Genomic DNA, 20,461 nt, shown 5'->3' on the forward strand with positions numbered 1-20,461 from the left:
CTTAGATTCATACAAAATAATATCAATGAAGATGAATAAATACTACGCGGGCATCTTTCTTTTCATGGTTTTCATCTACGCATTCTACAATAGAGAAATTTATACTGAAAAGGCAGATTACGGTGATTTTAAGCTTTCAGAAAAAGCCTTGAACGGTGAGAGACTGTGGCTGGAAAATAATTGTAATGCTTGTCATCAACTGTATGGTCTGGGGGGATATTTAGGCCCGGATCTTACTAATGTTACGTCCAGGCCTGATAAAAGTGATGAATATCTAAAGGTAATGATGATCAGCGGGATCAAATCCATGCCCAAATTCGATTTTTCGCCTGATCAGCAGGACCAGATCCTACAATTTTTAAAAGAAGTTGATAGAACGGGGTATTATCCAACACAGAATGCTGTGATCAATTATGGCGGATGGGTAGACTATCCACAAAAAGTAAAAAATGAAAAATAACGCTTATCCTTTCTATTATATACTGATCGGGCTGCTGAGCCTGGTACTGTGTCTTTTTGTTGGTTTTTTATCTGGTGTACAGTATGCGGTTCCGGATTTTGCTAAAACCATATTTCCATTTACTGTTCTTCGGCCGTTACATACTCTTTTTGCCCTTTCATGGATCTTTATGACAGCTATTGGCGGGATCATGTGGTATATCCAGAATGATAAGACAAGCTCAGGGATTATGAAGTGGCAATTTTGGGTCTTTACATTTACGGGTATATTGATAGCGGCTTGTTATATATTCAAGAAATTTGAAGGAAAAGAATACCTTGAATTTCCTCATGGTTTCTATGTACCTATTCTTTTAGGATGGATCTTGTTCGGAATTTATTATTTTCGTGTGATGTGGCGTACTTTTTCCCGTTGGCCTGTATATTACTGGATGTGGGGAACGGGAATCGTATTGATGATTTTTCATTTTACAGAAGCTCACCTCTGGATCTTGCCTTACTTCAGAGAACACTATACTCAAAACCTTACGATGCAGTGGAAAGCAGGCGGTGCCTATGTAGGGGCATGGAATATGTTGGTATACGGTACCTCTATGTATGTAATGGAAAGAAACAGTGGAAAGTCAGGTTACAGCCATTCAAAAACGGGATTCTTTTTTTTCTTCCTCGGTCTTATTAATGTGATGTTCAATTGGGCACATCACATTTATCCCGTTCCGAATGCAGAATGGATCCGTTATTTAGCATATATCATCAGTATGACGGAATGGATCATCCTGCTAAGAATCATCTATCTTTGGAAAAAAGATATTCCGGCACAAAGTAAGAAACAGTTTTCAGTATCTTACCGTATGCTGATGTTATCAGAGTTATGGATCTTTCTGAACCTGTTTTTAGCATTGTTGATTTCCATTCCTGCCATTAATCTTTTTACACATGGAACACACATTACGGTGGCTCATTCTATGGGAACTATCATCGGGATTAATACCACTATTCTGTTGTCTTCTGTAAGTTTTATCCTGGAAATTGTAAAAGGAATGAGACCAAAAGTTAAAAAGACTATTTTTCTGGGAAGCCGGATCTTTAATGCTTCATTCTTAGGATTTTGGCTTATATTGCTGGTGATGGGAGTTAAACGTTCAAAATGGATTTACTTTTCAGAGCAGATCTCTTTTGGTATGTTTCAGGATTCTATGCAAGTTTTACATATTATATTTGGCTTATTTGGAACTGGCTTAATCATAGGGATTTGTATTATAATCTATCCAATGATCGGCCACATCATTGTCATACTAGCTAGAAAACTGTATGGCAAACAATTTGAAAATAAATACATTAAATAGACATTTATTAAAATTAGTCAGGTGTGTATTTAGATTAAGTTTAGTTTTATTTTGTTCAGATTTCTTTTGAATGGAAAAAATTATATATTGGATCATTATAACAGCTGTTATTGGGGAAACAGTTCTAGTAATCGCGTGTGGAATAATTTCGCAAAATATTACTGATTGAGATTGTCCTCCTCATTTGAAAATAGCTGTTTCAATCCTCTTTCTTGCTTTAGATTTTGTTTTAGAAAACTTTAGAAATCATACTAATTTTTTCTTATATTATTAGAGGTAGGTTTAAATCGTGAAGAAAGGAGTTTCCTACGGATATAATGCTATTTTATACAGGCCTCTAAAAAAATACTGTAAAAGCTGCTATGAGCGATTTTGTCCAAAATTTTGAATCAACATAATCATATATTAAATACAGGCGGATAATTGAGACGAGATGATTACGTGGCGGAAAAAACAACAAAGAATTGATCTTCAAATGTCGGTTCTTTGACCCTAAAGAGTTCATCTTCAAACACTTTTATCGATGATTTGGTTCTTTTGAGCCAAATTAAACAAGGGATTGACTTAAAGCATATAGTAGACAAGCATTATCAATAAAAATATAATTGATTAACATCCAATATATCCTTAAAATAAAAAGCTATAAACGTTAAAAGAATTTTTGGAACCATATTGACAGTTCTTGGCATCGTTGGTTTAATATACTCGAGGTATGAGCTCATCAATAAAAGCCAGGCTACACTACTTTGGGTGTCGTTGGTTTTCTTGGCTTAATTTTCTTTTCTGGGAGCATTGGTCTAGTGAAAAATACCAAAGATGAAGCGTAAGGATAATAAGGGAATGAGTAGACTACGATGATGAAAGCCTGTTGGAAATCGCTGCCGGAATACTATCTTCTATATCGATGTTTCCGCAACTGATAAAAGTTATCGAGGATAAGAATGCCGAAAGCTGTCTCGGGTGATGATTCTTGTTCTGATATATAGACTTTCATTATGGTATGATACGGATTGCTAAACGATTAGACGGATCATTTTCACAAAGGCATTGGCCATACCGGTGAAATTTAGCCTTTTTATTTGCTGTTTCCTGTATAATGATAATTCCAAATAAATTGGAAGCCGAAATGAAAGGCTGTCGAAAGCATAGTTTTACTCAAATTTTTGTAATTTCGCCAGGAAATCGAACCATAGGAAAAGATTTTCATCCATTCATTCGATTATTGTTATTAGTTGATCGACAAGATAGGCATCTTGTCGATTTTGAGTTTGCAATATACCCAAATGAGTGGTTGAACCTTGCAGTCTTATTTATCCACTAATGTAATCCTTCTCCGGGTTAGGTTTTGGGAATAGATATTTCGTTCCCTCGTCATTTGGTTGATCAATTCGTTCTTTTCCTATACGCCTAACGATAAAACATCGTCGAAAGCCGTAAAATAAATGCAATTGCTTCCGCCCTCTTTGTTTAATTGTTCCGGGGAAATCTCCAGTATTTTCTTTTCAATTCTTCCTAATCTTTCATTGTACAAAAGTAAGTATAAATTTAGATTTGTACAATAAATTTGAACTGGTTGGAAAAAAGGTCAATCAGTTGAAAGCAAGTGTTGCCGTGTATAGAGGCACTTGGTGGCGGTTGGGATAAGAGTCTACCGGCTTTATTAGATGTTACTTCTCACTAATACTTTATAGTTATTTTAAATTAAGGAGCTTATCGAAAGATAACTCCTTTTTTTATTAAGAGAAGTCTAGATAAATACTGAAAATAATTAAAGATATCTTTTTTTAGTAATTTCGGATGCTACATCTTTTGCCTTGGCAATCCAATCTCATGTTCCTGTGGATATGGCTTGCGCCACGTCATACTGACATCCTCATGCAAATTACGTTGGGCTTCCAATGACTTCTCTTTATCCATTGAATATCTTGAATCCGGAATAAAAGGCATTTTGGCCATTTTATGAATGGTAACAGTAGGAAAATGAAAATCGACCTCTACGGTTCCCAATAGAAGATAACAGCCACCGCCCTGAAAAGGGTATTCTTCAAGGCAATTTGGAAAATGAGCGGTATCAAAATATTGTCCTTCAGCATCAATCCAGGTTCCGAAGTACATTGTACCTTTCTTGGTAGGAACATGCTTCCTTGAAATCAGATAGGCCAGCATTTTAACCTGATGTTTATGAAACTTCAATAAATCTTTTACCAAAACAGAACCTCTGTATCGGGTTTGTAATAAATCAAAAGGGCTGAAAGAAACAGGAAATCCTAATATTTCTATTTCATCAAAAGCATCTTCAAATGGATTTCTTTCTATGGTGGGAAGTTGATAATCTTTCTGAGGTTCGTCCAGTAAAGTCAAATGCCTGAAAGCAACTTTATTATTTCCAAGAAGAAATCTTGATTCAATGAGCAGCTCATGCTTCTGTTTTCCGGTAAAGCGGAATGCTCCGATAAAGATTAGAATCTGCAATGTTTCGATGCCGATAGGAATCCTTTTAACAAAGTTTTCAAGAGAGGTATACTCTCCATTCTGGGTTCTTTCTTCAGGGACCAGTTGTGCTAACCTTGTTTCCAGTCTTTCAATATGCATCAATCCCAAATAAACGTCCGAACCATAGACTGTTGTCTGATAATTACTTAAATTGACGCAGGGATTATGAATTGCAGCTCCCGACATCCTGGCCTCATGAATGTAGACTTCGGTTCTGTAGAAACCTCCACCGTTATTGATAGCGGAAACCATAAATTCGATGGGATAGTAGACTTTGAGGTATAAGCTCTGATAGCTTTCAACGGCATAGGAAGCAGAATGGGCTTTACAGAATGAATAGCCTGCAAAGGATTCTATCTGGCGGTATACTTCCATAGACAATTGTTCAGGATGTCCCAGCTTTTTACAGGACTCAAAGAAATTATCTTTTACTTTCTGTAATGCAGATAAAGAACGGCCTTTGCCGCTCATGGCTCTTCTGAGTACATCACCATCAGGGGCGGATAATCCTCCGAAGTGCAGGGCAATCTTAATAACATCCTCCTGATATACCATAATACCGTAAGTTTCTCCCAGTTCTTTTTCAAAAACCTCATGGAAGTATTCAAACTTTGTGGGATTGTTATGCCTGAAAATATATTCCCGCATCATTCCGCTTTGAGCCACGCCGGGTCTAATAATGGAAGAGGCAGCTACCAGTACTTTATAGTTGTCGCATTTCAGTCTTCGGAGTAATCCTCTCATGGCTGGAGATTCAATATAAAAACAGCCGATGGTTTTTCCGGAACTTAAGAATTCATTGCATCGGGCTTCGTCTTTTGAGATAGATGTATCCCGGATATCGATATCAATGCCTCTTTTTTTCTTCACCAGCTTTACCGTGTCGTTAATGGTACCTAAGCCTCTCTGTGAGAGAATATCAAATTTTTCAAGGCCAATCTCTTCAGCAGTGTACATATCGAACTGTACAATCGGAAAACCTTTGGGAGGCATTTCGAGTGCTGAATAATTGGTGATAGGTTCTTCTGATATCAGAATCCCACAGGAATGCATGCTTCTCTGATTAGGAAACTTTTCTAAAAGCTTTCCGTAGTAATGAACCTGTCTGGATACTGAATTATTATCATGTTCCTGGATGGGTTTTGTTGCCAGCGTATCGAGTTCTTCCTTCGGAAGCCCAAATACTTTTCCTACTTCCCGAAAAATAGAACGGTATTTAAATTCAACATTGGTTCCACAGAAGGCAACATGGTCTTTTCCGTATTTATCAAAAATATATTCAAGGATAATATCCCTGGTCTGCCAGCTCCAGTCAATGTCAAAATCAGGAGGCGTTTTACGGTTGAGGTTTAAAAACCTCTCAAAATACAGATCCAGTTCCAGGGGACATATGTCAGTAATTCCGATGCAGAAACTGACTATTGAATTGGCACCGCTGCCTCTTCCTACGTGCATAAACCCCATTCGGTTACTGTATTGGATAATATCCCAGGTGATCAGAAAATAGGCACAGAAATTAAGCTGGTCAATGACTCCTAACTCTTTATCCACCCTTTCTTTTGCCTGTAGATTATCATCGGAATATCTCTTAGAAAGTCCCTGATATGCTAATTTTTTTAAAAGCTTAGAATCATTTTCTTTGCTGTCTGTGAAATGCTTTTTGTTTTTAGGTGTTGAAAAATCAAAATCAAAATGACAGTTATTGACAATATACTTTGTGTTCTCAATAATCTGTGGCTCATGGTAAAATTGAGCGAGAAGCTCTTTTTTATCAGTAAACATTTCGTTGTCTTTACAGTAATCAGCTTCTGTAAGCTTGCTGATCAATGTATTGTGATCAATAGCTCTTATTATTTTATGAAGCTCATATTCTTCAGGGGTGGTAAAGGTAACCGGATGAAGAATAACCATTTTATGAATGAACTGTTTTAATTCCGGTTTAATCAAAAGATTTAACTGGTTCTGTCTGATGCCTATAAATTCATGATCTGCTAATTTTTCAGGAATATTCTCTATTGGGTAAATAACAAAAGTATCTGTAAAATTAGGATTTGCTCTAGGAATTTCAGTGCCTTCACAGTTATAAGCTGTTAAAAGCCTGTTGATCTCTCCGATACTTCTCTGATTTTTTGCCAGGCAAATATAATACAGTTCATTCTGAACCCGGATTTCAACTCCGACGATCGGTTTGATATGGTGATCCTGACAAAGTTTGTAGAAATCATAGATCCCCGTAATGGTATTGATATCCGTAAGAGCCAGGGTTTTAATATTAAAACGTACAGCCTGCTCAACCAATTCTTTAATAGAAATGGTTCCATACCTTAGGCTGTGATAAGAATGACAATTCAGAAACATCTTTTAATTATTTTAATAAACCTGAGGCTCTTCCTACACTTGAAGTTCCAAACCTGTTCTTGATTTTATCCATTGTCTGATACAGTGATATCAACTCTTCCGTATCTTCAAAGAGATCCATTTGATGGCATCCGTGAACCAGTCCGGTAAACTTTACTCCAACTAACCTGATTCTCATACGTCTGGTATATACTTTTTTAAAAAGTTCTAAAACATACCTGAGCAGGGTATGGTCAGCTGAGGTGTAAGGAATTCTGCATTGTTTGGTTTCCGTATCAAAATTCGCATAGCGGAGTTTTACCACCACTACTGATACCAGCCATTTCTCTGCGCGGAGCTGATAACAGAGCTTTTCAACCATTCCTGAGAGTATACTTTGAATACCTTGAATATCGATGCTATCCTGGGCAAAAGTATCTTCTGTAGAAATAGATTTTCTTTCCGAATAAGGAACCACAGGATTTTCGTCAATTCCGTGTGCTTTTTTCCAGAGTTCATTTCCGTTTTTACCAATCAGCTGCTGAAGAACGTCAACAGGCATTTCTGAAAGGGTCTGTATGGTTCTGATGCCCAGCCTTGACAGTAGCTGAAAGGTAACATCGCCGACCATAGGGATCTTCTTTACCGAAAGTGGGTTCAAGAATGATTGAATGTCAGGCTGTTTCACTTCAAACCTTCCGGTTGGCTTTGATTCTCCGGTTCCGATTTTGGATACGGTCTTATTAGTGGATAGAGCAAAACTTATCGGTAATCCTGTATTTTTCTGTACGCTTTCAGCAATTTCATGGGTCCATTTATAGCATCCGAAAAACTGATCCATTCCAGAAAGATCAAGATAAAACTCATCGATACTTGCCTTTTCCACAACAGGAACTTTTTCCTGAATAATTTCAGTCACCATATGGGACATATTGGAATACATTTCCATATCCCCCTTAATTACTTTTGCTTCGGGACATAGCCGTAAAGCCATTTTAATCGGCATGGCACTTCTGACTCCGAAAAAACGGGTTTCATAAGAGCAGGACACCACTACACCACGGTCTCCACCTCCTATGATCACGGGTTTTTTCTCCAACTCAGAGTTTTTCAGCCTTTCACAGGAAACAAAGAATGTATCCAGATCCATATGTACAATTGCTCTTTCCATGTGATAAAATTAGTCACGTTTTGAAACAAATTTTGTATTTTTGTTGTCTAAAATTGTAACAATGTCGAAATTCTCTGATAACATCGTGTTTTTGAGAGGAAAGAAAAATATGACTCAGCAAGAACTGGCAGATCTATTAATTCTTACCCGATCCAGATATGTCGCCTATGAATATGGCAGAACAGAACCTCCTATTGAAATATTGCTTAGAATTTCAAAATTCTATAACATCAGCATCGATCTATTGTTGACTGTAGATGTCAGAAAATTTTCCATCGATGAACTCATGGAGCTTCCTGAGAACAGGATCATTCTGCCTATAAAGGTTGATCCAGATGGAAACAATCAGATTGAGATTATCCCCCAAAAAGCTTCTATGGGCTACCTGAATGGCTATGGAGATCCGGAATACATAGAAGGTCTGGAGACCATATCATTACCTTTTTTAAAAGGGGGTAAGTTCAGGGCATTTCCAGCTGACGGAGATTCAATGCCCCCCTATAAAAACGGAACCTATATTGTAGGAAAATATGTTGAAAATCTTTCGGACTTGAAAACGGACAGAACGTATGTTTTTATTACCACCAATGATGGTATCAGTTACAAAAGATTTCAGTTTCATGAAGCAGATGGTATATGGGTAAAGGCTGACAATCAATTTTATGAGCCTTATAAAATTCCATTAGCTGAAATTAAAGAAATCTGGGAATTTGCCTGTAGTATTAACACCAAAGAATATGAGCCTGATGAATTTGCAGAACACCATATTCAAAACTTTATCACGGAAATTAAAACCGATATCAAACAGATCAAAGAAAAAATGGGAGATAAGAATTGAATTTATTTTGAGTACACGGCATAATCAAAAAACTTCCCCGAAGGGAAGCTCAAAAAACACAAATGATGAAAAAAATCCCATAATGTGGGATACTGCTAATATAAATATTTTTAATTTAAAGTTAAATAATCCCGTTAAGTTTACCTTATGCTCAGGAAAGAAGCTGATGTGCTTAAAAATAAAATTTAATAGTCTACTACACTTAAACATGATGTTTAGAAATCATTTTTTTCCATTTTGTAACTGTATTTCGGCTTAATCCAAAATGGTATGCCAATTGGCTGTTACTATATTTGTATTTCTTCTGATAATCAAGAATCTTTTGAATTGAAACGAGATCATAAGAACGAAGTCTCTGATTAAATTTTTCTATTTCTTTATCCTTCTTCTCAAAAATTATATTGTTGAGTTCTATAATATCTATTTGGGATAAATCAGCTTTATTAAGCAGGGAAATACATTTTTCCTTTTTTTCTGGAAACTTAGTCTTGATTATATCAGTATAAATCTGTTTATAATTTGGAGTAGTTTTTTTTGAAATCATAATTTGGATTTTATTTTTCATTACTGGATTTATATTTATTAATCCATTTAAATAAAGTTGTTTTGGGAATTCTATACCTTTCAATTACGTGATTTCTTGTTATTTCTCCAGCCTCTATCTGCTCAATAATAAAATCTATTATTTCTTTGGTATAAATATTTTTCCGGAATTTTGGAAGGGAAGATTTTGTTGTTAATGTTTTTACTTTCCCTTTAGATGAGGGAGAATACAGAATCAAATGCTGGGAGTATATTCTAAAAAAATCATATTCCAAAAGCTTGCTCCACTGCAAAAGGATTTCGCAGTCCAAACTTTGGGCTTCGTACATTTTTTCAATTTCTCCTACCGAAAATTTGAAAAAGTTACAGATACGAGATATATCTATCTCATTTTCTATAACTTTTTCTTTAATCATTTTCCCTATGTATATCTTTTTAAAATTCATTATTTACAGTTATTTATTAACTAATAAAACATGCCTGACATCAACATTTCAATTAATTTTAATTGTGAGCATATCTAAATTTTCCCGTTTCTATCAAATAAATCTATCCTATGCTCTCATTTTACCTTTCATTCTAATTAAAATATGTTTGATTGAAACGATTTCATTAATCCACACTCTATTTCCAGGGCTAATGCAAATAATGAATGAATTTTAGGTCTGTTTACATATTATTTATGATTAATTTGTGTTTTTAAGATTCCAAAGGAAAATTGTAATGATTAAGATTATTTTAAAAATGTTTTCTTACAGTTATACTGGAAACAGTGGCTGTAGACAATGTACTTGAGTTATCTGCTCTCATTCTGTATTGGACCTGAATTTGGTCCCCGGCGGTTAAGTTACCCATCCAATACAATGGCATATCTCCTTGTGCACCTCCTGCCCCTGTTCCATAATATGAAATAGCCAATACTGTAGAGGTTGTACTGTTAAAAATCCGGGCCCCAAATGCCTTAGAGTTACCATTAGTACTTGATAATCGTAAAGAGACATCTCCAAAAAATGAGTACAGGCCCGTTGCTGGCACTGTAAATGTTCCACCACTATGAATATTTCCTATGTCCACACTTTCTGTTGTAAAATTCATTGTAGTCCAGGCTGAATAGTTAGGCATTGTATAGGTTGCAGCGACCACTGCCGGTTTTCCGGCAAATAAAACCTTGGTCAGATTATTATTGTTTATTTCTGTATGAACATCGGCGGTCTCTCCAATGCTTTCCCATTGGGTACCTGTCCAAATATAAAATGTATCCTGGAATACATTATTGGGAGAGGTACCACTGTTCAAAAGATTATATACCAAAGTGCCTTGTTCCGGCGAGTTTGTTGAGGATGTTACAGAAATTGTAGTGATATCATCAGTTCCCAGTAATTGGACTCTTGGAATTAGTAATCCTTTATTGGTACTATATACATCCAGTATTGTACTGGTATCAGGATTGTTTAATCCTATGCCTACCTGAGACTTTATCGATATGCTGCAAGAAATAAACAGCAGGTATAATATATAGATAATTTGTTTTTTCATAATTACTGATATTTATAAATGTTGATTGTTCCGGATTCAATTCTATAGTTATTGGCGGTATAGATATATTTAAAAGTCATAAGATCATTTAAAATTAAGTTCTGGGTGCTGATTATGGTAGTGTACATCCTGTTGTTGATTAAGTTATCCCTTCCAAATGCACTGACAAGTGAAGTAGTCCCTTTTAATATATCATGAGTAGTAGTTCCTCCATTATTTCCTATATTTGACATTTCGGTAATAAACTCAAGCATATATATTCCTGTAGAAGAGATTTTATACTGGCTTGTGCTACTGTTCCATCCGGCATACTTATCGACAAGAATTTCCGAAGGAGTAAGGGTAAGAGTGGTGAAAGCACCTCCTCCAGCTGATCCTATAGGGACAGTGGCTTTTTGACCAACAGCAGCACTGAATATTAACAAAGGAATATTTGCAGCCGCAATAATATCATCAGTTGATGCTGTATTTGCCTGATGGTGATATTTATTATCACTTCCCCAATAGGTTATTCCTTTGATGATATCGCTGGCAGTGTTTGAATTTGTATTATAAAACATTACCCCTGTTGCCGGAGAGGCAATAGGGCTTGCTGCATCAGCATTATCTGTCACGGATAAGCTTGGAACCCTTAGGGCTTTATTATTTGAATCGAGTTTTAAAATGGCTGATTGTGAAACATTGGCTGATCCTATCACCATCTGGGCATTATTCATAATGGCCATTAATCCCAGAAATAAGATGAGAAGTTTTGATTTCATAAGATTGATTTAATTATTTGATATTTTGGAAATGGAAACATTAGGGTTGGTAATCTGATATGCGGCATTAGAAGACTGTACGCTGAATGTTATGAGGTCATTGGCTACCAGTTTTACACTGCAGGTACTTGATACACCTCCGAATTGATATCGTTTATCTGTTCCGTAGCTGCATATATTGCCTCCGTTTTTTTGTACATAAACCATTGCCCCTCCATTCGTGTCTCCGGAGACATTTCTTAGATCCACATTAAAGGAAATTACATAGCCACCAGCACTTTGAATTCTGTATCCAGTATAAGCAGGGCCTCCTTGTGCCCCTGCTGGAGAATCCTTGTATAAAGTATTAAAGGTGAGATTTGTGATTGTGCCGGCAGCAATACTACCTGAAGCAGCTATATTACTTGCCGCAAAAACAGGGGTTATAAATGGAATTTTTGCAACTTCAGTTTTTACCTCCTGTTTCGACCACATTTTTTCCCATACCGTTCCATTATAGGCATAAAGACCTTTGGTAACAGAAGTATTCCCTGTTCCGGCTGCAGCTGTGTTGTAAACAATAAATCCTGTTTTAGGATTGGCAACTGTTGTTATGTCTAGAGTAGAAGTGAGTGCAACGAGTGGAAGTTGAATCCCTTTATTGGCAGCAGTTATATCCAGAGCAGCGGATGGGTCCGGGTTTGTAGTCCCAATGCCAACTCCTCCTTGCTGTGCGCTAATACTGAGGCTATTAATAGCCAAGATTAAAATAAGTTTTTTTTTCATAATCCTATTTTTATAAAAGATTGATTTTGTTACATAATGTGCCATTCACATATAAAAATTAAGCCCCTTTCTTTCTCATCACCTGTGTAGTGTAATAGTGGCATATTTGAGGGAAACCAGAAGGGGCTTAAATATTATAATTAAATCACTTTTTTTGGGAAATTTTATAAATTGTATGTTATTAATATGTTTTCATTATTTCTAAAAAATTGGCGGGCAAAAGCTGTAGAGCAACGCGCCCGCCACAGTAAAAACTTATAAATAATATTTATTAAGTGAATGAAGCGTGTTGGTAAGTGTGTATGTATTTAGCTAATACTGTCCCAAATAAGCTTATAGTTTTTTTTCATCCAAATAAGATTTGGAATGGAGACATTCATTTCAGTTTGAGAAGACTCTATCGGCCAGAGTCGGGGATTTAATAATAAAAATTTTTCCATTTTTTTAGGTTGTTGTGTTAATTTCATGTGTGTTTACATAAAGTAGTCCTGTTTAGACTTTTTTTTATGATATATATCTGCATATTAGTTTATTAATAAATGAACAATTGTTGTAATTGAATTATGTTGGTTGTTTGTGATAATGTATAATTTTTAACAAAAAACATTCTTAATCCAGTTAAAATATTAATACGCAAAAAGTTAATTTTGTTTGCCTAGTAAAATATTTATTATATATTTGTAAGTGAAAGGTAGTCTAAACAGGACTACCTTTTGATTTATATTAGCTGGAAATTAACCTAATATTTCTAGCAATGACTTTTAAATTTTTCATTTCTGATCGTGGATTGGCAAAAGAATCTATTCATTTAAAAATTGAAAATCAATCGGGTCAGCCGCTCTTCAATTTCAAAACTCCGCTGAGAATCTGCCAGGAAGATTGGGACAGTAAAAAACAACGTCCCAATAATATTTACCTGAAGTGCTATAAAAAAATTAATACTAAGCTGGATGCTCTGAAAATACGGTTAGCAGAGTGTATTGAAGAAGATCAGTCTAAGGGAAAACTTTCTTCACAAAGATATCTGTTCAAAGAAATAAAAAATCTCTGCAGTAAAGAGAAAGAGGATTATCCAAAAGATTCACTGCTTTGTTTTATCAATATGTATATTTCCTCAAAACAAGAATACATTTGCCAGTCAACTTATAAAAGATATAAAGTATTTTTTAACTTTATTGAGAGGTTTGAAGGTTTTACAGCTAAGAGACTGTACGTAAATAGTATGGATGGAGATTTTATCAGAAGATTTATTTCTTTTGGAAAGGAAGAGGCTTACAGTGAGAACACTATATACAGAACTATTCATTTTATTAAAACAATTCTAAACTTCGCTGAAAGAAAGGGTATAAGAACTGCTGTCAGGGAATTGGATATAAGACGGGAGAGGCAAAACAGAATCGTCATAAATCTTACTGAAAAGGAAGTGATGAAAATAGACAAGGTTAAAGTCCCAAGGGAGCTGCAGGCTGCCAAAGACTGGCTTCTTATAAGTTGCTATACCGGTCAGAGAGTCTCAGATTTTATGAAATTTAATTCAGATCAAATGAAGAAAGTGAATGACCGGGTGTGTATTTCTTTCATCCAGCAAAAAACAAAAAAAGAGATCCTGCTGCCCATACATCCAGTTGTTTTAGAAATTATTAAACGGTATAAAAATAATTTCCCCCCAAAACTTTCCGCTACGAAATACAATAACCATATTAAACAAATTGGCCGGATTGCTCAGCTCAATGAGTCTGTAAATGCGGTAAAACGTGTAGGGCACAGGGTAAAAAAATTAATAGTTGAAAAATGGGAAGCACTCACCAGTCATATTGGGCGGAGAAGTTTTGCAACCAACTTTTATGGGAAAATTCCCACTCCTTTACTAATGCAGGCAACCGGACATACTACAGAGCAGATGTTTATGAAATATATTAATCCTGTTGATGAAAGCCATACTATCAGTTTGGGTAACTATTTTGACAAAACATATAAGGAAAGTTATTTTGGAGGCATGGCCGCCAGTTAACTCAATAATTGGAGGAAGCAATCTTCTTTAATTTAATATTTACAGCAATCTAATCAACGTTTTACTTGCAGACGGTTTAACATGTCTTATTGATTACTGATTTTTCAATATTATCATTTCTGGTTCACAGGTGTATATAAATTGAGAAGAATAAAACTATAACCCCACATGAAGTTTCATGCTGGGGACTGACAGGCTATCTTATTTTTTTAACCACTCTTAAGCCTTTTTCAAAACCTTCTTTTTCTTATCTATTCACGAGGCTTTCATTGTCATATAATTAGATTCTGGTAATAAATTTTAACATTAAAAAAACAAAATCTTTTCGTTACTACGAAAAACTAGTGATTTTATATGATTTCTGTTGTTCAATTTTATATCACCAACAATCATAAAAATCACAGTTATGAATATCGAAAGAACAGAATTTATAGCCTGGATGGAGAGAATCATGGAAAGATTTGACCTACTGAAAGAGCAAATGATTAAGAACCAGTCCAGATTTATAGAAATAGACGGGGAACAGCTTCTGGATAACCAGGATGTTTTACAGCTTTTAAAAATAAGTTCCCGATCATTACAGCGGTACCGGACTGATAAAAAGCTGCCTTATTATACCATCAGCGGAAAGCTGTACTATAAGCTTTCGGATGTCCATCAATTGATCAGAGAATGTTTGAACTCTTGATAGTAACAAGACATCCACAGCCAAATTATTCATCACCATTCCAATCTTCAGGATTTTCTTAATTGAGCCCATACCTTGGTTCCATTAAATGAAATACAATGGAAAATGAATTGATAACCCCTCAGGAATCCAATGAACTCAAACCGGCAACAGATACACTCCTTGTTCTGAACATTCATACCAATCAGATTGAGATGGTTAAAGGAATTGATAAAGAAGGTAATCTTCAAAAAGTTCCTCCACAAGAAAAAAAGGATAATGAGCCGCTGATCAGAGTAGATAAGCACGGTGATCTATTCTCTAACTTCTTTTCCAATTTTTATCGGCAGCTTAAAAATCCCACGCATTTCAACTTTTTTAAAGTTTCAGAATATGATGCTGTTAATACCGCTAAGGATCTTCAAAAATATGTTGATCAGGCATCACCTGAAGAAAAAGAAAAGCTGAAAGACTATGAAGTTTTACCTCAACACAACAACAATCCAAAAAATAAAAATACAATGGACAACAACACCGACAATCAGGAGTACCGTTTTCAGCCGGAACAGATCGACTGGAAAACGATGGAAAAATTCGGACTTAATCAGGAGAAGCTTGAAAAAATGAATGCCATGGATGCATTACTCAGAGGTTTTAAAACCAATACACTAATTCCCATCACTATTAATCTGGGAACGGCGGTCAGTAAGATGGATGTCCGATTATCTCTTCAAACAGGAGATACAGGACAGGTTGCCGTTCATCTGCATGGAATCCGAAAAGAGCCCAGTCTCAATAATAAATTTCTGGGTCATCAGTTCAGTGATGAAGACAAAAAGAACCTTAGAGAAACCGGGAATATGGGCAGGGTAGTAGATTTGGTCAATCCTAAAACAGATGAAATTATTCCATCTGTCATCAGCCGTGACCGTTTAACCAATGAACTGGTTGCCCATCGGGCAGAGTATATGAAAATTCCTGATGAAATCAAAGGAATACAGCTTGATGAACATCAGAAACAAACCCTACTGGAAGGAAGACCATTGTATCTTGAAGGCATGACCTCTAAAAAAGGTGAACTTTTCGATGCCACCGTACAATTCAATGCGGATAAGCGGTATGTGGAATTTCTGTTCAATAATAATCAGACACCGCAACAAAGACAACAACACAATCAACAGCAAACTCAATCTACGGATCAAGAAGCACCCAAAGTATTCAGGGGAAAAGAACTGGATGATTCACAGTATGAAAAATTCAAAGCTGGGCAAACCGTGTACGTTGACGGTCTTACCGATGCTAAAGGTAAAGCCTATCAAGGTTATATTACCTTCAACAAAGAGACTTCCAAAACCGACTTTTCATTCACTCATCCTAATAAACTTAAAGAAGAGGCAAAGCCTACAGAAGATCATAAGACCCAAACTGCGGTTAACACCCAAGGTAAAACCAATGAAGCTACTAAAAATGTGAAGGAGCCTTTAGAATCAAAACAGCAGCACCCTGCCAATAAACAGCAGGAAGACCAGCAAAAAAAGGTTAGAAAGCCAAGAGGATCCAAACTATAATAACTATCTAAATCCATCATATGAAAGCAATCATCGCAGAAAAACCGAGTGTCGCAAGAGAAATCGCACAATTATTAGGAGCCCATGAAAAAAAAGATAATTATCTATCCGGTAACGGATACTGTGTCACTTGGGCATTGGGACATCTGATCGCATTAGGAATGCCGGAAGATTATGGTATAAGAGGCTTTAACAAAGCCTCTTTGCCTATCTTTCCCAACCCTTTTATTCTAACTCCCAAAAAACTAAAGAAACCCAACGGCTATGAGCCTGATCCTTCCGCTTTAAAACAACTCAACACCATACAACAAGTCATCAAGCAATGTAGCAGTATTATTGTCGCCACAGATGCAGGAAGGGAAGGAGAGCTGATCTTCCGTTATATCTATCATTACCTACAATGCAACAAACCTTTTGAAAGACTCTGGATCAGTTCCCTGACAGAAAAAGCAATACAGGATGGTTTTAAAAATCTTCAGCCAGGCGATGCCTTTGACGGTTTGTATCAAGCAGCTAAAGCCAGAAGTGAAGCGGACTGGCTGGTAGGAATCAATGCGACTCAGGCATTAACCATCGCAGGAAACCAAGATGTTTATTCATTAGGCAGAGTACAAACACCAACCCTTGCTATAATCTGTCAAAGATTCCTACAAAATCAAAACTTCACCAAGCAAAAGTACTTTCAAATCCAGCTGAGCCACAGAAAAGAATATACAGATTTTACCAGCCTTTCGTTATTACATTGGGAAGAAAAAAAGCAGGCAGAACAAATCCAAAAATCCATAGAGCGGGAGGGTAGAGCTATTGTAGAAGATGTATCTGTTAAAACAGTACAGGAGCAATCTCCATTACTTTTCGACCTCACGGAATTACAGAAAGAAGCCAACAGGAAACTGGGGCTTTCTGCTGATGAGGTTTTACAAACAGCCCAAAGCCTCTATGAGAAACAGTTCATCACTTACCCCAGAACCGGCAGCAAGTATATTCCTGAAGATGTATGGAGTGATATTCCTGAGCTGGTCAGAATACTGAATCAGACCGAACCCTTCAAAGCAGCCATAACCCATCTAAAATTTGGAAACTTCAACAAGAGAATAGTCAATGATCTAAAAGTTACCGATCATCACGGATTACTCATAACCACTAAAACACCTTCTGCACTTTGCACTACGGAAAAAGCCATTTACGAGATGATTGCTTACCGATTATTGGAATCCCTATCCCACACCTGTACAAAGCAAGTCACCCAAATCCAGATAAAAGTCCATCATTATGAATTCCAGATCAAAGGCTCTACAATCCTAGAGAAAGGCTGGAGAGCCATCAAAGGAATTCTATCTGACAATGAAAACTCCGATAATAAAAATGAAGTCCTTACTGAACTTCCGGAATTCAAAACCGGAGATGAGCTCAAAATCTCAAAAACAGAACTACTAGAAAAAACTACGCAACCTCCCAAACTTTTCACAGAAGCTGACCTTTTATCAGCGATGGAAAATGCGGGTAGATCTATTGAAAATAAAGAAGAACAAAAAGCCCTCTCCAATATCGGCATCGGAACCCCGGCTACCAGAGCTTCTATTATTGAAACGCTGCTCAGCAGAAACTATATTTTCAGGAAAAGCAAAACTCTACATCCCACCGATAAAGGCTTACAGGTTTTCAACCTTGTCAAAGACAAAAAAATAGCCAATGTCCAAATGACCGCAGAGTGGGAAATAGCATTGGATAGAATTGAAAAAGGTGAACTCAATAAAACTCAATTCATCAATGACATCCAACACTATACAACTGAAATCACCAACGAACTCTTATCACTCCATATTCCCCAAGAAAACACCCCACAATTGAAATGCCCTAAATGTCAACAGCATCATCTTATTATCAAAGATAAAATCGTAAAATGTCCCGATGAGAAGTGCAACTGGATTTTCTTCAGAACTATATGCGGAATACAACTCAGTAGTAAAGATCTTACTTTACTATTAACTCAAAACAAAACATCATTAATCAAAAATATGAAGAGTAAAAACGGTAAAAATTTTGATGCATTTATAATTTTAAAAGGAGATTTTGGAACTTCATTTCTGTTTCTTAAGTAAAAAGAATCATTTCAGAATTCAAAAAGACAACTCCACCAAATAAAGACCTCCTATTCCATAGGAGGTATAAAAACTTATTAAAATATACTTTTTTAGCAAAAATATAATACGACATATTTTGTCGTTTTGCCGATATATCTTTGTCTTATTCAAGAATGTTAATAAATTTCCTTTGAGCGAAACTTTTAAAATCTTTAATTTTGCAGGCATTAAAAACATAACCATGAACAATAATTATACTATACAGTTTGTGTATTTCTAATATACACGATTATAAATCACTATTCATTAACGTTAATTACAATTTAAGCATGAAAAAACTCTACATGGGTGCATTATTCTTATGTACTATGGGGATATTTGCTCAGGAGGTACTCTGGCAGAAAGACATAAAGTCCAATTCACAGGATTTTTTAAGCCAGGTTACTACTACCATTGATGGGCAATACCTTATTACAGGAAGCAGTATCCAAACGGATAAACTCCAACAAAACAGCAAGCAAAACAATGGTTATGACTTTCGCCTGATAAAATTGAATCAGCAGGGAGAACAGGTTTTCGAGAAATATTTATCAGGAAATAATCACGACTATTTATCTTCAACTGTCACTACCCAGGACGGTGGTTTTGTGATTTCTGGGACGTCATATTCACAAAAAGGACTTGATAAAAAAGAAAATTCTAAGGGAGGCTCAGACATTTGGCTCATTCGGATCAATGAATTTGGTGATGAATTGTGGCAGAAAACATTAGGTACCTCTTCGAATGAAGAAGCTAAAGCAGTTATCCAGACTATAGATCAGGGATTCTTTGTTGCGGGGAATGTACAAAATTCCTCTAAAGGTTATGGTTTTAAGGACGTCTGGATTGTAAGACTCGACAAAGATGGGAAAATATTATCTGAACAAACATTGGGAGGACGCGGACTTGATGAAGTTGAAAAGATGATCCCAACGAAAGACGGCGGGGCATTGATGGGAATTTACTCCAGAAGTGGAGTTGTAAGTGGAGATAAGACGGGTAAACAGACGGAAAACTTTGGTGAGGGCGACTACTGGATTGTGAAACTAGACAAGAACGGAAAAGTAGAATGGGAGAAAAACTTTGGAGGAAAAGATGATGATCATATCAGAACGTTAGCCTTGACATCAAATGGCTTTATCATTGGTGGTGAATCCAGATCAGAAAGGTCAGGAAACAAAACTGTCGGATTAGAAGAGGGTACAGACTTATGGTTGATTTCTTTAAATGAAAAAGGTGATGAGCAGTGGCAGAAATCTTACAATTTCAAAAATAGAGACATTCTGATGAGTATGAGTGTTCTTCATTCAACAGATGATAAATCTTCTAAGGGAATCTTACTAGGTGGCTATACTCAGGCTGAGGGAAGAATAGAAACTGATGATGAAACCTTCTGGATGCTGTATCTTGATCAGAATGGAAATGAGCAGTGGAGAAAACACGTGGGTGGAGAATCCAGAAAGAAGGAAGAAAGACTTTCAGATTTAAAGCTCAACAGAGATGGTTCTATTATTCTGGCAGGAACCAGTGCAGAAGAGCTGGGTAAAGAAAACTGGAAGATTGTAAAATTAGGAGACAAGCAAGTAACTGAGCTTCTTCCTCAATATGATATCAAGATTTATCCAAACCCTGTATCTGATTATGCTTATGTAGAAATCGGTTTCGATTTTAAGAATGCAGATATTTGGTTGTATGATATGAGTGGAAGACAGCTTCAAAATATAAAAACTAAGAACAGAGTGACAAAAATCAATACCCAGGCTTTGGTTCAGGGAGCATATTTGGTGACTATAAAAACTGATACGAATAAAACGGCGAATGCAAAGTTAATTAAGAAATAAGA

At 36.2% G+C, this 20,461-nt stretch carries 15 protein-coding genes; 8 read left to right on the forward strand and 7 right to left on the reverse strand.

Annotated features, from left to right (window positions below; genetic code table 11):
• Nucleotides 1–25: 25 nt before the first annotated feature.
• On the forward strand, nt 26–460 hold the full coding sequence (locus AB1278_RS09865) for a c-type cytochrome (RefSeq protein WP_395973952.1): 435 nt from the start codon (nt 26–28) through the stop codon (nt 458–460).
• Nucleotides 450–1,805 carry a cbb3-type cytochrome c oxidase subunit I gene (locus tag AB1278_RS09870; RefSeq protein WP_395973950.1) on the forward strand — a complete coding sequence of 452 codons (1,356 nt, stop codon included), beginning with the start codon at nt 450–452 and terminating at the stop codon, nt 1,803–1,805. The genes AB1278_RS09865 and AB1278_RS09870 overlap by 11 nt, the downstream gene beginning before the upstream one ends.
• A 1,800-nt stretch (nt 1,806–3,605) precedes the next feature.
• Here the strand turns inward: AB1278_RS09870 and AB1278_RS09875 are convergent.
• Together AB1278_RS09875 and dinB are read right to left on the reverse strand one after the other, a co-directional pair.
• Nucleotides 3,606–6,656 carry a DNA polymerase III subunit alpha gene (locus AB1278_RS09875; protein ID WP_411412969.1) on the reverse strand — a complete coding sequence of 1,017 codons (3,051 nt, stop codon included), beginning with the start codon at nt 6,654–6,656 and terminating at the stop codon, nt 3,606–3,608.
• A 7-nt stretch (nt 6,657–6,663) separates the two neighbouring features.
• Nucleotides 6,664–7,806 (reverse strand): DNA polymerase IV, encoded by a 1,143-nt coding sequence (gene dinB, locus AB1278_RS09880; protein ID WP_411412970.1) that lies wholly within the window; start codon nt 7,804–7,806, stop codon nt 6,664–6,666.
• 61 nt (nt 7,807–7,867) lie between these two features.
• Between dinB and AB1278_RS09885 the strand changes: the two genes are divergently transcribed.
• On the forward strand, nt 7,868–8,644 hold the full coding sequence (locus AB1278_RS09885; RefSeq protein WP_142716683.1) for an XRE family transcriptional regulator: 777 nt from the start codon (nt 7,868–7,870) through the stop codon (nt 8,642–8,644).
• Between the two features lie 202 nt (nt 8,645–8,846).
• Here the strand turns inward: AB1278_RS09885 and AB1278_RS09890 are convergent, their stop codons facing one another.
• The 5 genes from AB1278_RS09890 to AB1278_RS09910 form a co-directional block, all read right to left on the reverse strand.
• Entirely contained in the window at nt 8,847–9,209 is a 363-nt protein-coding gene (locus tag AB1278_RS09890) for a helix-turn-helix domain-containing protein (protein ID WP_228451460.1), read from the reverse strand.
• Nucleotides 9,199–9,633, reverse strand: a complete 435-nt coding sequence (locus AB1278_RS09895) for a transposase (protein WP_411412971.1) — start codon at nt 9,631–9,633, stop codon at nt 9,199–9,201. Before AB1278_RS09895 ends, AB1278_RS09890 begins: the two co-directional genes overlap by 11 nt.
• Before the next feature lie 292 nt (nt 9,634–9,925).
• A complete protein-coding gene (locus AB1278_RS09900) occupies nt 9,926–10,723 on the reverse strand; it encodes a hypothetical protein (RefSeq protein WP_142716685.1) in 798 nt (265 codons plus the stop codon).
• A gap of 2 nt (nt 10,724–10,725) precedes the next feature.
• Nucleotides 10,726–11,484: a hypothetical protein gene (locus AB1278_RS09905; RefSeq protein ID WP_142716686.1), complete on the reverse strand. Its 759-nt coding sequence runs from the start codon at nt 11,482–11,484 to the stop codon at nt 10,726–10,728.
• Nucleotides 11,485–11,493: 9 nt separating this feature from the next.
• Nucleotides 11,494–12,249: a hypothetical protein gene (locus tag AB1278_RS09910; protein WP_411412972.1), complete on the reverse strand. Its 756-nt coding sequence runs from the start codon at nt 12,247–12,249 to the stop codon at nt 11,494–11,496.
• Nucleotides 12,250–13,003: 754 nt separating this feature from the next.
• Here AB1278_RS09910 and AB1278_RS09915 point away from each other — a divergent pair.
• The 5 genes from AB1278_RS09915 (at nt 13,004) to AB1278_RS09935 (ending at nt 20,459) form a co-directional block, all read left to right on the forward strand.
• Nucleotides 13,004–14,260: a tyrosine-type recombinase/integrase gene (locus AB1278_RS09915; RefSeq protein WP_411412973.1), complete on the forward strand. Its 1,257-nt coding sequence runs from the start codon at nt 13,004–13,006 to the stop codon at nt 14,258–14,260.
• Between the two features lie 406 nt (nt 14,261–14,666).
• On the forward strand, nt 14,667–14,948 hold the full coding sequence (locus AB1278_RS09920; protein ID WP_209785568.1) for a helix-turn-helix domain-containing protein: 282 nt from the start codon (nt 14,667–14,669) through the stop codon (nt 14,946–14,948).
• 98 nt (nt 14,949–15,046) lie between these two features.
• Complete coding sequence (locus tag AB1278_RS09925; protein WP_411412974.1) at nt 15,047–16,495, forward strand: DUF3945 domain-containing protein; 1,449 nt, start codon at nt 15,047–15,049, stop codon at nt 16,493–16,495.
• A 20-nt stretch (nt 16,496–16,515) separates the two neighbouring features.
• A complete protein-coding gene (locus AB1278_RS09930) occupies nt 16,516–18,597 on the forward strand; it encodes a type IA DNA topoisomerase (RefSeq protein WP_411412975.1) in 2,082 nt (693 codons plus the stop codon).
• Nucleotides 18,598–18,908: 311 nt separating this feature from the next.
• Nucleotides 18,909–20,459: a T9SS type A sorting domain-containing protein gene (locus AB1278_RS09935; RefSeq protein ID WP_411412976.1), complete on the forward strand. Its 1,551-nt coding sequence runs from the start codon at nt 18,909–18,911 to the stop codon at nt 20,457–20,459.
• Nucleotides 20,460–20,461 lie beyond the last annotated feature (2 nt).

The organism is Chryseobacterium sp. NRRL B-14798 (assembly GCF_050470705.1).
Lineage (GTDB): Bacteria > Bacteroidota > Bacteroidia > Flavobacteriales > Weeksellaceae > Chryseobacterium > Chryseobacterium cupriresistens.